Origin of the sequence: Streptomyces sp. HM190 (genome assembly GCF_009857135.1) — a bacterium.
Classification (GTDB): Bacteria; Actinomycetota; Actinomycetes; order Streptomycetales; family Streptomycetaceae; genus Streptomyces; species Streptomyces heilongjiangensis.
Genome location: NZ_CP047318.1, coordinates 1,597,021 through 1,611,340, shown reverse-complemented (window position 1 = coordinate 1,611,340; position 14,320 = coordinate 1,597,021). Strand labels below are relative to the sequence as shown.

General features: G+C 69.7%; 13 protein-coding genes. 12 read left to right on the top strand and 1 reads right to left on the bottom strand.

The window, feature by feature from the left end; genetic code table 11:
• Positions 1-39: 39 nt before the first annotated feature.
• Positions 40-777 carry a proteasome subunit alpha gene (gene prcA / locus GSY65_RS06540; RefSeq protein WP_159766410.1) on the top strand — a complete coding sequence of 246 codons (738 nt, stop codon included), beginning with the start codon at positions 40-42 and terminating at the stop codon, positions 775-777.
• 114 nt (positions 778-891) lie between these two features.
• Here prcA and GSY65_RS06535 read toward each other — a convergent pair whose 3' ends face one another.
• Positions 892-1,908 carry a LacI family DNA-binding transcriptional regulator gene (locus GSY65_RS06535; protein ID WP_159766409.1) on the bottom strand — a complete coding sequence of 339 codons (1,017 nt, stop codon included), beginning with the start codon at positions 1,906-1,908 and terminating at the stop codon, positions 892-894.
• A gap of 155 nt (positions 1,909-2,063) precedes the next feature.
• Here GSY65_RS06535 and GSY65_RS06530 point away from each other — a divergent pair, with 155 nt between their 5' ends.
• From GSY65_RS06530 to GSY65_RS06475, 11 genes are all read left to right on the top strand, one after another.
• On the top strand, positions 2,064-3,323 hold the full coding sequence (locus tag GSY65_RS06530; RefSeq protein ID WP_159766408.1) for an MFS transporter: 1,260 nt from the start codon (positions 2,064-2,066) through the stop codon (positions 3,321-3,323).
• Positions 3,324-3,332: 9 nt separating this feature from the next.
• The gene (pafA, locus tag GSY65_RS06525) at positions 3,333-4,694 is read left to right on the top strand and encodes a Pup--protein ligase (protein WP_055517796.1); all 1,362 of its coding nucleotides are present in this window, start codon (positions 3,333-3,335) and stop codon (positions 4,692-4,694) included.
• A 166-nt stretch (positions 4,695-4,860) separates the two neighbouring features.
• A complete protein-coding gene (locus tag GSY65_RS06520; protein WP_159766407.1) occupies positions 4,861-5,853 on the top strand; it encodes an FKBP-type peptidyl-prolyl cis-trans isomerase in 993 nt (330 codons plus the stop codon).
• Between the two features lie 61 nt (positions 5,854-5,914).
• The gene (locus GSY65_RS06515; RefSeq protein ID WP_159766406.1) at positions 5,915-6,286 is read left to right on the top strand and encodes an FKBP-type peptidyl-prolyl cis-trans isomerase; all 372 of its coding nucleotides are present in this window, start codon (positions 5,915-5,917) and stop codon (positions 6,284-6,286) included.
• Between the two features lie 147 nt (positions 6,287-6,433).
• A complete protein-coding gene (locus tag GSY65_RS06510) occupies positions 6,434-7,387 on the top strand; it encodes a helix-turn-helix transcriptional regulator (RefSeq protein ID WP_159766405.1) in 954 nt (317 codons plus the stop codon).
• A 14-nt stretch (positions 7,388-7,401) separates the two neighbouring features.
• Entirely contained in the window at positions 7,402-8,481 is a 1,080-nt protein-coding gene (locus GSY65_RS06505; RefSeq protein WP_159766404.1) for a helix-turn-helix transcriptional regulator, read from the top strand.
• 77 nt (positions 8,482-8,558) lie between these two features.
• Complete coding sequence (locus GSY65_RS06500; protein WP_159775661.1) at positions 8,559-8,819, top strand: hypothetical protein; 261 nt, start codon at positions 8,559-8,561, stop codon at positions 8,817-8,819.
• 10 nt (positions 8,820-8,829) lie between these two features.
• Positions 8,830-9,024 carry a hypothetical protein gene (locus GSY65_RS06495; RefSeq protein ID WP_159766403.1) on the top strand — a complete coding sequence of 65 codons (195 nt, stop codon included), beginning with the start codon at positions 8,830-8,832 and terminating at the stop codon, positions 9,022-9,024.
• A gap of 345 nt (positions 9,025-9,369) precedes the next feature.
• Positions 9,370-9,657 carry a Sec-independent protein translocase subunit TatA gene (gene tatA, locus GSY65_RS06490; RefSeq protein WP_159766402.1) on the top strand — a complete coding sequence of 96 codons (288 nt, stop codon included), beginning with the start codon at positions 9,370-9,372 and terminating at the stop codon, positions 9,655-9,657.
• Between the two features lie 50 nt (positions 9,658-9,707).
• Positions 9,708-10,676 (top strand): twin-arginine translocase subunit TatC, encoded by a 969-nt coding sequence (tatC, locus tag GSY65_RS06485; RefSeq protein ID WP_159766401.1) that lies wholly within the window; start codon positions 9,708-9,710, stop codon positions 10,674-10,676.
• Between the two features lie 445 nt (positions 10,677-11,121).
• Positions 11,122-13,971, top strand: a complete 2,850-nt coding sequence (locus tag GSY65_RS06475; protein WP_159766400.1) for a DEAD/DEAH box helicase — start codon at positions 11,122-11,124, stop codon at positions 13,969-13,971.
• Positions 13,972-14,320: the final 349 nt, after the last annotated feature.

The window sequence follows — 14,320 nt, the reverse complement described above, 5'->3', positions numbered from 1 at the left end:
GGTGATCCAGTGACTTCGACAGAAAGGGACGGATAACCGGTGTCGACGCCGTTCTATGTCTCACCCCAGCAGGCCATGGCCGACCGGGCGGAGTACGCCCGCAAGGGCATCGCCCGTGGCCGCAGCCTGGTCGTGCTGCAGTATGCCGACGGCATCGTGTTCGTCGGCGAGAACCCGTCCCGTGCGCTGCACAAGTTCAGCGAGATCTACGACCGGATCGGTTTCGCCGCCGCCGGCAAGTACAACGAGTACGAGAACCTGCGGATCGGTGGTGTGCGCTACGCGGACCTGCGGGGGTACACCTACGACCGTGACGACGTGACCGCGCGTGGTCTGGCGAACGTCTACGCCCAGACGCTGGGCACGATCTTCTCCTCGGCGGCCGAGAAGCCGTACGAGGTGGAGCTGGTCGTGGCCGAGGTGGGGGAGACGCCCGAGGGCGATCAGATCTACCGTCTGCCGCACGACGGCTCGATCGTCGACGAGCACGGCTCGGTCGCGGTGGGGGGTAACGCCGAGCAGATCAGCAGTTACCTGGATCAGCGCCACCAGGACGGCATGTCGCTTGCGGAGGCGCTGAAGCTCGCGGTCCAGGCGCTGTCCCGGGACACCAGCGGTACGCAGCGGGAGATTCCCGCCGAGCGTCTGGAGGTGGCGGTTCTCGACCGTACGCGTCCGCAGAAGCGCAAGTTCAAGCGTATCGTCGGCCGTCAGCTGGACCGTCTCCTGGAGACGGACGGCGCATCCACGGAGGCCGAGAGCTCCGAGGAGGAGTAGCTCGCGCGTCAGGTTCCAGTCCGCCCGTAGTGCGCCCCGGCCGACCATGGCCGGGGCGCGCGGCGTTGGTGGCCGGCGGACTGTCACCGCTCACCCGGATGGCGGACTCGGCGTTCAGGGCGTTGCCGGCGCGGTGGAGCCGCGTACGACGAGTTCGACGGGGATGTCCCCCTCTTCGGGTGTGCGGCCCTCCAGGACGGCGAGGAGGGCTGCCATGCCGCGTTCCCCGAAGGTTTCCGCGTCGAGGCGGATCGTGGTGAGTTCGGGGTCGAGTGCGGTGGCGAGGCCGAGGTCGTCGACGCCGGTGACGGAGATGTCGTCGGGGACTCTGAGGCCGAGGCGGCGCAGTGCCTTGTAGGCGCCGGCGGCGAGTTTGTCGTCGTCGCAGACGAGGGCGGTGGGGCGGCGGCCTTGGGGTGCGGTGAGCGCGGCCTCCGTGGCGGTCAGGGCGCCCTCGATGGAGATGGGTGCGGCCGCTGTCCGCAGGGTGGTTCCGGCGACCGTGGCGAGGCGTGCGGCGAGTTCCTGTGCGCGTACCTCGAAGGTCCAGGAGGGGACGTCGGCGGCGAGGTGCAGGAAGTGGCGGTGGCCCAGGGCGAGGAGGTGGTCGGCGACCTGTCGTGCGCCGTCGCCGATGTCGAGGTTGACGGTGACGGCGCCGTGGCTGCCTCGGGGGTCGCTGTCGAGCATCACCAGGGGGAGCTGGTCGCCGCGGATGGCGCTGAGGGCGTCGGCGGCCATGGAGGAGGCGATGACGCCGTCGAGGGCGGCCTGTGCGGAGGCGAAGGGGTCGCGTGCGGGGCCGACGCCCTCGGGGGAGGGGTAGAGGACGACGCCGAAGCCGTGGCGGGCGGCGACGCGGGCTGCTCCGGTGTAGACACCGCCGAAGAACTCGGTGGTGAGGGCGGGGACGACGAGGAGGACGGTGCGGGTGCGGCCGAGGCGGAGGTTGCGTGCGGCGAGGTTGGGCCGGTAGCCGAGTTCGCGTGCGGCTTCGCGCACGCGTTCGGCGGTGGTCTCGGAGACGCGGCCGCGCCATTTGTCGCCGAGGACGAGGGAGACGGCGGCCTGGGAGACTCCGGCGGCCTGGGCGACGTCACGGCTCGTGGGCCGTGTACCTGCTCGTGCCACCGTGTGCGCGCTCCTTCGTCGGACTCGTGCGTATGGACTCGTCGTCCGGGCTCATGGTACGTATGGCAGAAGACGTTATACGTAACACTTCCCCTGTCGGTCTCTTCGGACCGGTGGGGCCGACGAGCCGACGAGAGTCGTCCGAGGGGCGGAACATGGCAGCCGGATACCTGGAGATCCTCAGGGCGCGGCACGCGGCGCGTCTGCTGGCGGGCACGCTGGTGGGGCGGTTGCCGAACGCGACGGCCGCGATCGCGATCGTGCTGTTCGTGCGCGCGGAGGGCGGGACGTACAGCCTGGCGGGGGCGCTGGCCGCCGTGTACGGCGTGGCGAACGCGGTGGGGCAGCCGCTGCTGGGCCGTCTGGTGGATCTGCGCGGGCAGCCGCGGGTGCAGCTGCCCGCGGCGCTGGTATCGGCGCTCGGGATGACGGTCTTCGCCCTGTCGGGTCTGGAGCCGCTGCCGGTCGCGTATCTCTCCATGGCGGTCGCGGGGCTGTTCACGCCTCCGCTGGAGGGCGGGCTGCGGGCCCTGTGGGCGACGGTCCTGCGCCGGGAGGAGCAGGTGCACACGGCGTATGCGATGGACGCGGTGGCTCAGGAGATCATGTTCACCGTGGGACCGCTGCTGGTGACGCTGTGCGTGTCGCTGTGGTCCGCGGCGGCGGCGCTGATCGTGCTCAACGTCATCGGGGTGTTCGGCGCGCTGTGGGTGGTGGTGTCACCGCCGTCGCGGGCCTGGCGGTCCGCGCCGCGGGAGGCGCACTGGCTGGGCGCGTTGCGCTCGCCGGGGATGCTGGCGCTGCTGGGCGCGTTCCTGTTCGTGGGGATCGCGCTGGGGTCGATCACGGTCGCCGCGGTGTCGTACGCGGACGGCCACGGCGGGGACGCGGTGTACGGCTGGCTGATGGCGGGGGTGGGGCTGGGCGCGCTCGTGGGCGGTACGGCGTACGGGGCGCGGCGGTGGAGCGGGCCGCCGGAGCGGCGGCTGCGGGTGCTGGTGGGGCTCCTGGCGGTCTGTTACGTGCCGCTGACGCTGGTGCCGGGTCCGGTCGGGATGACGGGGCTGGCGGTGCTCGCGGGGGTGTTCCTGGCGCCGGCGATCGCGTGCGGGTTCGTGCTGGTGGACGGCCACGCGCCGCGGGGGACGGTGACGGAGGCGTTCTCGTGGATCGTGACGACGTTCACGGTGGGCCAGTCGGTGGGTACGGCGGTGGCGGGGCCGGTCGTGGAGTGGGGCGGGACGCGGTGGGGCTTCGTGGTGCCGGGCGCCGCGGGGGCCGTGTCGTTGCTGGTTCTGCTGGCGACGGGACGGGTTCTGGCTGCTCCCTCGGGGGGTGCGGTGGTGGCGGTCTCCTCGGAAAATGATCCGAACCGTGCTGCCGAACCCCGTTTCAGGTCGGTGGATCGGGCGTAATGTTCAGTCATGGACCGCCGCATTTTCGGGCTGGAGAACGAGTACGGCGTCACGTGCACGTTCAGGGGACAGCGCCGTCTGTCTCCTGACGAGGTGGCGCGGTACCTCTTCCGCCGTGTCGTGTCATGGGGCCGCAGCAGCAATGTGTTTCTGCGGAACGGGGCCCGCCTCTATCTCGACGTGGGCTCACATCCGGAATACGCGACACCCGAATGTGACAACGTGACCGAGCTGGTCACTCACGACAAGGCCGGCGAGCGCATTCTGGAAGGACTGCTGGTCGACGCCGAACGCCGCCTGCACGAGGAGGGAATCGCGGGCGACGTCTACCTCTTCAAGAACAACACGGACTCGGCGGGCAACTCCTACGGTTGCCACGAGAACTATCTGGTCGCGCGGCACGGGGAGTTCTCCCGGCTCGCGGACATCCTCATTCCTTTCCTGGTCACGCGGCAGTTGCTGTGCGGCGCGGGGAAGGTGCTGCAGACCCCGCGTGGTGCCGTGTACTGCGTGAGTCAGCGCGCGGAGCACATCTGGGAGGGTGTCAGCTCGGCGACGACGCGCTCCCGTCCGATCATCAACACGCGTGACGAGCCGCACGCGGACGCGGAGCGGTACCGTCGCCTCCATGTGATCGTGGGCGACTCGAACATGTCCGAGACGACCATGCTGCTGAAGGTCGGTGCGACCGATCTGGTGCTGCGCATGATCGAGGCGGGCACGGTGATGCGGGACCTGACGCTGGAGAACCCGATCCGGGCGATCCGCGAGGTCAGCCATGACATCACGGGCCGGCGCAAGGTGCGGCTGGCCAGTGGCCGGGAGGCGTCCGCGCTGGAGGTGCAGCGCGAGTACTTCGAGAAGGCCGTGGACTTCTGTGAGCGGCGCGGTATCCGCACGGGCACCGTGGAGCAGGTCCTGGAGCTGTGGGGTCGCACGCTGGACGCGATCGAGGCCGAGGACCTCGACCGGATCGGTACCGAAATCGACTGGGTGATGAAGTACAAGCTCATCGAGCGGTACCGGGCCAAGCACAACATGACCATGTCGCATCCGCGGGTCGCGCAGATAGACCTCGCGTATCACGACATCCACCGTCGTCGTGGGTTGTACTACCTCCTGGAGAGGAAAGGTCAAGCCGCCCGGATCTGCAATGACTTGAAGATCTTCGAGGGCAAGTCGGTTCCGCCGCAGACCACTCGGGCGCGGCTGCGTGGTGACTTCATCCGGCGGGCGCAGGAACAGCGCCGGGATTTCACGGTCGACTGGGTGCATCTGAAGCTCAACGACCAGGCACAGCGCACGGTGTTGTGCAAGGACCCGTTCCGTTCGGTGGACGACCGGGTGGAGAAGCTGATCGCCGGAATGTGAGCCGGATTGTTCCCGGTGCGCCTCCCGTGCTCGAATTCACCCGAGTGGGACGCGTCACCGTCGGAACGCAACGCGGGGCGCCGTACGTTTGCCGTACGGCGCCCTTCTCACGCCGTAGAGTTGCGCGCACGCATCCGACAAGATCGACCGATACGAGGCCCTCACCGTGCGCCGACGCTCACTCCTCATCGCTGTCCCCGCTGGACTGGTCACGCTCGCCGCCTGTGGTGACGACAAGTCCGACTCGGCCAAGGCCAGCAGCAGCCCGTCCGCGTCGGCGAGTGCGGCCAAGCCGCCGAAGATCGTGGACGGTCCGCTGCCCGCGATCACGGCCGGGGTGAAGTTCGACGAGAAGCCGACCGTCGCGAAGGGCAATGGGGAGCCGTCGAAGAACCTGGCGGTGAAGACGGTGATCGCGGGCACCGGCAGGACGGTCGCCGAGGGCGACTACATCCAGGCGAACTACCTGGGGCAGATCTGGGACACGGCGAAGGTCTTCGACAATTCCTACGACCGCAAGACGCCGCTGGTCCTACAGTTGACGCCGCGGGGCATCATCGACGGCTGGCGCTATGCGCTGACCGGGAAGAAGGCCGGCAGTCGGGTGGAGATGGCCGTGCCGCCGACCTGGGGCTACGGCACCCAGGGGAACGCCCAGGCGGGCATCAAGGGCGACGACACGCTGGTCTTCGTCGTGGACATCCAGGACACGTTCAACGCCAAGAGCTCCGCCAAGGGCAAGAACGTCCCGCAGAACGACGCGAAGCTGCCGAAGGTGAGCACGAACACCGACGGCAAGGCCCCCACCATCGACATCCCGAAGACGGACCCGCCGGCCGGCCTGTCCTCGACGTACATCATCGAGGGTGACGGTCCGGAGGTCGCCGCCGACGACAGCCTGCTGGTGCAGTACAAGGGCGTCATCTGGGACACCGGCAAGGAGTTCGACTCCTCGTACAGCCGGGACGCGCTCAGCTCGTTCGGGATGCAGCAGGTCGTCAAGGGCTGGCAGCAGGGGATGGCGGGCAAGAAGGTGGGCAGCCGTCTGCTGATCGTGATCCCGCCGAAGCTGGGTTACGGCGACACGCCGCCGAGTGGCAGCGACATCAAGAAGGACTCCACGATGGTCTTCACCGTGGACATCCTCGCGAAGATGTGAGTCTGCGGGATGCGAGACTGTCCCGCGTTGTCTTTTCGTACAAGAGCAGGAGCCTGAAGACGTGAGCATTGAGAAGCCCGAGATCGACTTCCCCGGTGGCGAGCCCCCGAAGGACCTTGAGATCAAGGACATCTGGGAGGGCGAGGGCGAGGTCGCGCAGGCGGGCCAGACCGTCACCGTGCACTACGTGGGCGTGGCCTTCAGTACCGGCGAGGAGTTCGACGCCAGCTGGAACCGTGGTACGCCGTTCCGCTTCCCGCTCGGCGGTGGCCGGGTCATCAAGGGCTGGGACCAGGGCGTCCAGGGCATGAAGGTCGGCGGCCGCCGCCAGCTGACCATCCCGGCGCACCTCGCCTACGGCAACCAGAGCCCGACCCCGGCGATCAAGCCGGGCGAGACGCTGATCTTCGTGGTCGACCTGCTCGGGGTCTGATCACCGTACGACCGGAGCGGCCCGGTCCTGGGACCGGAGCCGACCACCTGGGGTCCATGCCTGTCCGGGCGTGGGCCCTCGGCTTTTGCCGCGACGCTCGGTAGCGGTACGGTCGTGCCGCAGAAGCACCCATAGGGAAGGGCGTCGATGGCCATTGCCAAGGCCGAGCGGTTGATGAACCTGGCGCTGTGTCTGCTGGGGACGCGCCGACCGCTCAGCAAGCGCGAGCTGCGGGAGTCCATCGAGGCCTATCTGGAAGCCGGGTCCGACGACTCCTTCAACCGCATGTTCGAGCGCGACAAGGACGATCTGCGCGAACTCGGCCTGGTCATCGAGACGGTGGAGAACCTCGACGGCGAGGTCGGCTATCAGGCCCGCCGCGACAGCAACAGCCTTCCGCCCATCACCCTCGACGCCGAGGAGGCCGCCGCCCTGGGGCTCGCCGCCAAGGTGTGGCAGCAGGCCCGGCTCGCCGGTGCCGCGAGCGGCGCCCTGCAGAAGCTGCGCGCGGCCGGCCTTCCGGAGGACGTCGACCCCTACGAGGCCCACGGGGCGCTGGAGCCGCGCATCCCGGTGCACGAGGCCGCCTTCGAGCCGCTGATGCTGGCCTGCCGGGACCGCCGCCCGGTGGTGTTCGAGTACCGCAAGGCCACCGCCGCCCGCCCCGAGCCCCGCCATGTGGAGCCGTGGGCGCTGGAGTGCTGGCGCGGCCACTGGTACCTCGCCGGATTCGACCGGGACCGGGGTGCCGAGCGGGTCTTCCGGCTGTCGCGGATCACCGGCAAGGTGCGCAGCCGGGGCGGCGCCTTCACCGCCGAGGTCCCGGACGTCGTCACGGTACGGGAGACCGTCGCGAGCTGGGCGGGGGAGACCGCCGACCGCTCGGCGCGGATCCGGCTCCGCGCGGGCGCCGGTTACCCGCTGCGGGCCAGGGCCACCGCCGTGCGGGAACTCGGTGACGGCTGGGACGAGTTGGAGATTCCGTACGGGCACGGTCTGGATGCCTGGCTGGTCGAGTTCGGGCCCGACGTGGTCGTCCTGGACCCCGCCGAGCTGCGGGCCGACGTGGTGGACCGGCTGCGTGCCGTGGCCAAGGGTTGAGGGGACGTAAGAACGTGGTGGGAAAACCGGCCCGGCCGGCGAACGCCATCGACCAGACCCGGCGGATGCTCTCCCTGGTGACGTACCTGCGCGAGCGCCCCGGCGCCCGTATCGAGGACGTGGCGCGCGCCTTCGGGATCAGCGAGGACGAGCTGGTGTCGGACCTCGACGTGCTGCCCATGTGCGGGACCAGCTTCCGCGGCGGTGACCTGCTCGACATCGACACCGACGGCGAGCGGATCTGGTGGCACAACCCGGCCGCGCTCGGGGCGGAGGCCGCCGAGCCGCTGCGGCTGGCCGCCGACGAGGCCACCGCCCTGCTCGTGGCCGCCCGCGCGGTCGCCACGCTGCCCGGGCTGCGCGAGAGCGACCGGCAGGCGCTGCTGCGGGCCACCGCCAAGGTGGAGGCGGCCGCGGGTGAGGCCGCCGGTGCCAGTTCCCGGCTGTCGGTGACCTTCGAGTCGGAGGGCGGTGTCTTCGCCGACGTCGACCGGGCCATCTCGGAGCGCCGACGGCTGTGGATCCGCTACTACTCGCCGGCCCGCGACGAGGTCACCGAGCGGGAGATCGACCCGATCCGCCTGGTCAGCGTGGGGCACACCTACGTCGAGGCGTGGTGCCGCCGCTCGGAGGCGCGCCGGACGTTCCGCCTGGACCGGGTCGCCGAGATCAAGATCCTCGACGAGCCGTCCGCGCCGCCCGAGATCGAGTTGCGGGACCTGTCGGAGGCGCTGGTGCAGCCCGCCGCCGAGGACCCGGAGGTCGTCGTCGAGGTCGGACCCGGCGGGCGGTGGGTCGCCGAGTACTACCCGCACGACAGCGCCGAGGAGCTCCCGGACGGCGGTCTGCGCATCACCCTGCGCACCCCCGACCCCGCCTCGCTGCGGCGGCTGGCGCTGCGGCTCGGACCGGACGGCCGGATCGTCTCGCCCCGGGACCTGGCCGACAGCGCCCGCCGGGCGGCGCGCGAGGCCCTGGCGGCCTACGACGAGGTCATGGCGGCGTACGACGGGCTCGACGCCCCGTTCGGTGCGTCGGGTGTGCCCGGTGGAGCGGGGGAGCGGCAGGACGACAGACAGGAGCGAGGGCTGTGAACGGCGGGTCGGTTGTGTCTGGTGTGCAGGGTCTGCAGGGTGTTCAGGGCCTGCAGACCCTGCAGGGTGTGCAGGAGATGACTGCGGCGGTCGCGTTCGCGGGCATGAAGCGGGTGGCCGACGTGGTGTTCAGGGCCGGGTGCCCCGACTGCCGGGCGAACGTCGAGCTCGGCGCGAGCGCGCTGCGGCTGGCCATCGGCGCCACCAGCAAGACCACGTTCTACTCCTTCACCTGCCCCGAGTGTGGTGTCGCCGTCCGCAAACCGGCCGGCGAGCGCATCGTCGAGCTGCTGACCGGGGGCGGCGTGCGGACGCTGCGGCTGCATTCGCCGGGCTAGGGTCGTCGCTATGTTCTGGCCGATGTTCGCCGTCGCTATGGGTTTTCTGGGGCTCGCCGTGCTGGGGGTGCTCGCCGTCCGGGTCTTCGTCGAGGCCCAGCGTCTGGGCAGGCAGGTCGCCGAGTCGACGCGGCGGATCAACCGGGCGGCGGAGGACCTGGAGCGGGCGACGGCGAGCGCGGCCCGCTCCGTGGACGCGCTGTGAGCGCTCCGCCCGCCCCCGTGAGCGCGCTGTGCGCGGTCGGCTCGTTCCGCGAGCGCGCTGTGCGGTATGAGCGTGTCCGCTGTGAGGTACGTGCGTGCCTGCTGTGAGTCGGTGAGCCTGTGCGGTTTGCGCCACTTCGCCCTGTCACCCTCATACCTTCGGCAGGTACGCTGCCTGTCGCGGCCCGGTGAACGAGGCCCTGGTCGCGCGAATCGGGAGTACGCACAGGGATTGCCTCTGATTCACCCCTGAGCGTTACGATCGCTGCCAGTACGATCGTTCGGACATGTGTCCGACCGGTCGGACAGCCCCCACCCGCCGCCTCGGTGAAGAAGGTAGACAGCTATGGGTAGGCTCGGCCCCACCGAGATCATTCTGATCCTCGTCGTCATCATCCTGCTGTTCGGTGCGAAGAAGCTCCCGGACATGGCGCGCTCCCTCGGCAAGTCCGCCCGCATCCTCAAGAGCGAGGCGAAGGCCATGAAGAGCGACGGCCAGGAGGACGCCACCACCTCGGCCGCGCCGCCGCACGCGAACGGCGAGACCCCCGCTCAGCGCACCATCCAGGCTGCCCCCGGTGACGTGACCAGCTCCCGCCCGGTGGCGGAGCCGACGGACACGACCAAGCGCTGACGCAGGGCCGGACGAGACATCCGGCCTGCCGCACGAGATGAGGACGTGGGTTGCTCAAGTCTGCCCGCAAGACGGAGAAGAACAAGGATCCGGAGGGGCGAATGCCCCTCGCGGAGCACCTGCGCGAGCTACGGAACCGCCTTGTCAAGAGCCTTCTGGCCATCGTCGTCACGACGGTTCTCGCGGCGATGTTCTACAAGGACATCATCCAGTTCTTCACAGATCCCATTCTCCAAGCGGTGGGATGCCAGTACAGCTTCGCCGAACTCGCGAAGGACAGTAGCCAGACCAGTTGTGCCCGCATCGTTCAGAACGGTCTGCTGAGCCCGTTCACGCTCGCTCTGACGGTCTCGCTGTCGTCGGGTGTCGTGCTCGCCACCCCGGTCTGGCTCTACCAGCTCTGGGCTTTCGTAGCACCGGGCCTGCACCGGAACGAGAAGAAGTACGGCCTCAGTTTCGTGGCGGCGGGTTTCCCGCTGTTCCTCGCTGGCTCGTACTTCGCCTACTGGTCGCTGCCCAAGATGGCGTCGGTCATGCTGGAGTTCTCGATCATCGGAAGCGACAACCAGCTGCCGCTCGATGATCTGCTGAACCTGATCATGCGGATGATCGTCGTCTTCGGCCTTTCCTTCGAGCTGCCGCTGCTGCTCGTGATGCTGAACTTCGGTGGGGTGCTCTCCGGCAAGAGGATGGCCGGCTGGTGGCGCGGCATGATCCTCGGCATCACGCTCTTCGCGGCGATCGCCACCCCCAGCACCGACCCCATCTCCATGCTCGCGCTGGCGGGTCCCATCTGGGTGCTGTACTTCATCGCCACGGGCATCGCGCTGACCAACGACAGGCGCCGGGCCCGCGTCGAAGCCATGAAGCCTGGGGACGACGAGGCCTCCGAGCTCGATCTCACTCCGGAAGAAGTGGGTGAGGTCGAGGCTGTCTCGGCGAGCCGGGCACTGCCGTCGCCCTCGCCCTCGCCGGAAGCCGAGCGCGAACGGATCAACGGCTACGACGACGTCACATAGACCTCGGCAGGCGTTCTGACGAAAACGGCCGGGGGCCTACTGCGCAACGGTAGGCCCCCAGTGATATAGGCGCGCAACTGCTGTCCAGTGCCCCGAGCCCTGCAGCTGGGTCGTGCCGCCCCCGTTCCGTCGTTGTTGATGTCCCAGTCGATGGTGCCGTCGGGCGTCCAGCCACCGGTCGTGGTGCTGTGGAAGGTCGTGGTCGAGAAACCGCGGTTCCCCGGCAAACGCTTCGAGCGAAACTCCCCGAAGAAAATGAACGACATGCGACAGAGTGGTCACCGCCTGTCGCGCGCAGATGATCATTGCTTCGTGAACGTAACCGGTCAACGTTGAATCACGTAAGCGATCAAGCGCGAGGCGCCGCGGCCGGGGCACCCGATGTGACGCGGCAGCAGGGGGTCAGCTGCACGTTTCCCGTGTTCAGTGCGATCTGATCCGGATAATGATCGTCCCGTTGTCAGTGGGGCCCGGTACGCTCGAAAGCACGATGACAGAGGATCTCTCACCGGCCGAGCGGTATGCGGCAGCACGTAGGCGCGCTGCCGAGCAGGCCACCGCGCTCGCGTCCTTCCGCGAGATGTACGACTTCGGCCTCGACCCCTTCCAGATCGAGGCCTGCCAGGCGCTCGAGGGCGGCAAGGGCGTCCTGGTGGCCGCCCCCACCGGCTCGGGCAAGACGATCGTCGGCGAGTTCGCCGTCCACCTCGCCCTGAAACAGGGCAAGAAGTGCTTCTACACGACCCCCATCAAGGCCCTGTCGAACCAGAAGTACGCCGACCTGTGCCGCCGTTACGGCGCCGACCGGGTCGGACTCCTCACCGGCGACAACAGTGTCAACTCCGACGCCCCGGTGGTCGTGATGACGACCGAGGTCCTGCGGAACATGCTGTACGCGGGCTCCCAGACCCTCCGCGGCCTCGGTTACGTGGTCATGGACGAGGTGCACTACCTCTCCGACCGCTTCCGCGGCGCCGTCTGGGAAGAGGTGATCATCCACCTCCCCGAGTCGGTCACCCTGGTCTCCCTCTCGGCGACCGTGTCGAACGCCGAGGAGTTCGGCGACTGGCTGGACACCGTGCGCGGCGACACCGAGGTGATCGTCTCCGAGCACCGGCCCGTGCCGCTGTTCCAGCACGTGCTCGCCGGCCGGCGGATGTACGACCTCTTCGAGGAGGGCGAGGGCCACCGCAAGGCCGTCAACCCCGACCTCACGCGCATGGCCCGCATGGAGGCCAGCCGCCCCTCCTACCAGGACCGCAGACGGGGCCGCGCCATGCGCGAGGCCGACCGTGAGCGCGAGCGCCGCCAGCGCTCCCGCGTGTGGATCCCGAGCCGGCCGGAAGTCATCGAACGGCTCGACTCCGAGGGTCTGTTGCCGGCCATCACCTTCATCTTCAGCCGCGCCGCCTGCGAGGCCGCCGTCCAGCAGTGCCTGCACGCCGGCCTGCGACTGAACGACGACGACGCCCGCCTGCGGGTGCGGGCCCTCGTCGAGGAGCGCACCGCGTCCATCCCCTCCGAGGACCTCCATGTCCTCGGCTACTTCGAGTGGCTGGAGGGCCTGGAGCGCGGTATAGCGGCCCATCACGCGGGCATGCTGCCGACCTTCAAGGAGGTCGTCGAGGAACTGTTCGTACGGGGCCTGGTCAAGGCCGTGTTCGCCACCGAGACCCTCGCCCTCGGCATCAACATGCCCGCCCGCTCGGTGGTGCTGGAGAAGCTCGTCAAGTGGAACGGCGAGCAGCACGCCGACATCACCCCCGGCGAGTACACCCAGTTGACCGGCCGCGCCGGACGCCGCGGCATCGATGTCGAGGGACACGCCGTCGTGCTGTGGCAGCGCGGCATGAACCCCGACCACCTCGCCGGACTCGCGGGCACCCGCACCTATCCGCTGCGTTCCAGCTTCAAGCCGTCGTACAACATGGCGGTCAACCTGGTCGAACAGTTCGGCCGGCACCGCTCGCGGGAGCTGTTGGAGACGTCCTTCGCGCAGTTCCAGGCCGACAAGTCCGTCGTGGGCATCTCCCGGCAGGTGCAGCGCAACGAGGAGGGGCTGGAGGGCTACAAGGAGTCCATGACCTGCCACCTCGGGGACTTCGAGGAGTACGCCCGCCTCCGGCGCGAGTTGAAGGACCGCGAGACCGAACTGGCCAAGCAGGGCGCGGCCCAGCGGCGTGCCGAGGCCGCCGTGGCGCTGGAGAAGCTCAAGCCGGGCGACGTCATCCACGTCCCGACCGGGAAGTACGCGGGGCTCGCCCTGGTGCTGGACCCCGGACTGCCCGCCGGGCGGTCCAACGGCCACCGCGGCTTCGAGTACCACGACGGGCCGCGCCCGCTGGTGCTCACCGCCGAGCGGCAGGTCAAGCGGCTGGCGTCGATGGACTTCCCGGTGCCCGTCGAGGCGCTGGAGCGGATGCGGATCCCGAAGTCCTTCAACCCCCGCTCGCCGCAGTCCCGCCGCGATCTGGCGTCCGCGCTGCGCACGAAGGCCGGCCACCTGGTGCCCGACCGGCACCGCAAGCGGCGCTCCGCCGCCGCCGACGACCGTGAGATCGCCCGGCTGCGCGCCGACCTGCGGGCCCACCCCTGCCACGGGTGCAGCGACCGAGAGGACCACGCCCGCTGGGCGGAGCGCTACCACCGGCTCAAGCGGGACACCACGCAGCTGGAGCGGCGCATCGAGGGCCGCACCAACACGATCGCCCGCACCTTCGACCGGATCGTCGCGCTCCTGACCGAGCTGGACTACCTGCGGGGCGACGAGGTCACCGAGCACGGCAAGCGGCTCGCCCGGCTCTACGGCGAGCTGGATCTGCTGGCGAGTGAATGCCTGCGCGCCGGCGTCTGGGAGGGCCTGGGACCCGCGGAACTCGCCGCCTGTGTCTCCGCGCTCGTCTACGAGGCCCGCGTCGGCGACGACGCGATGGCGCCGAAGCTGCCGTCCGGCGCCGCGAAGGCGGCGCTCGGCGAGATGGTGCGGATCTGGGGGCGGCTGGACGCGCTGGAGGAGGAGTTCCGGATCACCCAGAGCGAAGGGGTGGGACAGCGCGAGCCGGACCTCGGCTTCGCCTGGGCCGCGTACATGTGGGCCTCGGGGAAGGGGCTCGACGAGGTGCTGCGGGAGGCGGACATGCCGGCCGGTGACTTCGTGCGGTGGTGCAAGCAGGTGATCGACGTCCTGGGGCAGATCTCGGCGGCGGCCCCCTCGGGGTCGACCGTGGGGAAGAGCGCGCGCAAGGCGGTCGACGAGCTGTTGCGGGGGGTTGTGGCCTACTCCTCGGTGGGGTGACGCCCACGGGGTGCGGTGGCGTCCATCGGGGGTGAGGGGCGCGGGGTGTTCGGCGAGCGCGGGTGATCCGCGGCTGGTCGCGCGGTTCCCCGCGCCCCTCACGGCGTTTCGGGCTGCGCCGCGCCCCCGGTGTTCTGCTCCGTGGAACAGATGCCGCCGACCGTGTCGTGCCGGCCTGTGTGGTCCGAGGTCCGCGGCCTGATGTCTCGGGGTGCCCGACCGCCCGACCGCCCTTCCCCACCGAGGACCCCTTGTCCTCGCCCCTGCCCTCGCGGTCCGTGCCTTCGCACGCCCGTACTTCGTCACGCTGTGCGTTCGACCGGCGTCTGAGCGTGTAAACGACCAGAGC

Coding starts and splice junctions, on each gene's coding strand:
- tatA (WP_159766402.1), top strand. CDS start 9,370: ATGGGTAGGCTCGGCCCCACCGAGATCATTCTGATCCTCGTCGTCATC.
- GSY65_RS06495 (WP_159766403.1), top strand. CDS start 8,830: ATGTTCTGGCCGATGTTCGCCGTCGCTATGGGTTTTCTGGGGCTCGCC.
- pafA (WP_055517796.1), top strand. CDS start 3,333: ATGGACCGCCGCATTTTCGGGCTGGAGAACGAGTACGGCGTCACGTGC.
- GSY65_RS06530 (WP_159766408.1), top strand. CDS start 2,064: ATGGCAGCCGGATACCTGGAGATCCTCAGGGCGCGGCACGCGGCGCGT.
- GSY65_RS06475 (WP_159766400.1), top strand. CDS start 11,122: ATGATCGTCCCGTTGTCAGTGGGGCCCGGTACGCTCGAAAGCACGATG.
- GSY65_RS06500 (WP_159775661.1), top strand. CDS start 8,559: ATGACTGCGGCGGTCGCGTTCGCGGGCATGAAGCGGGTGGCCGACGTG.
- GSY65_RS06510 (WP_159766405.1), top strand. CDS start 6,434: ATGGCCATTGCCAAGGCCGAGCGGTTGATGAACCTGGCGCTGTGTCTG.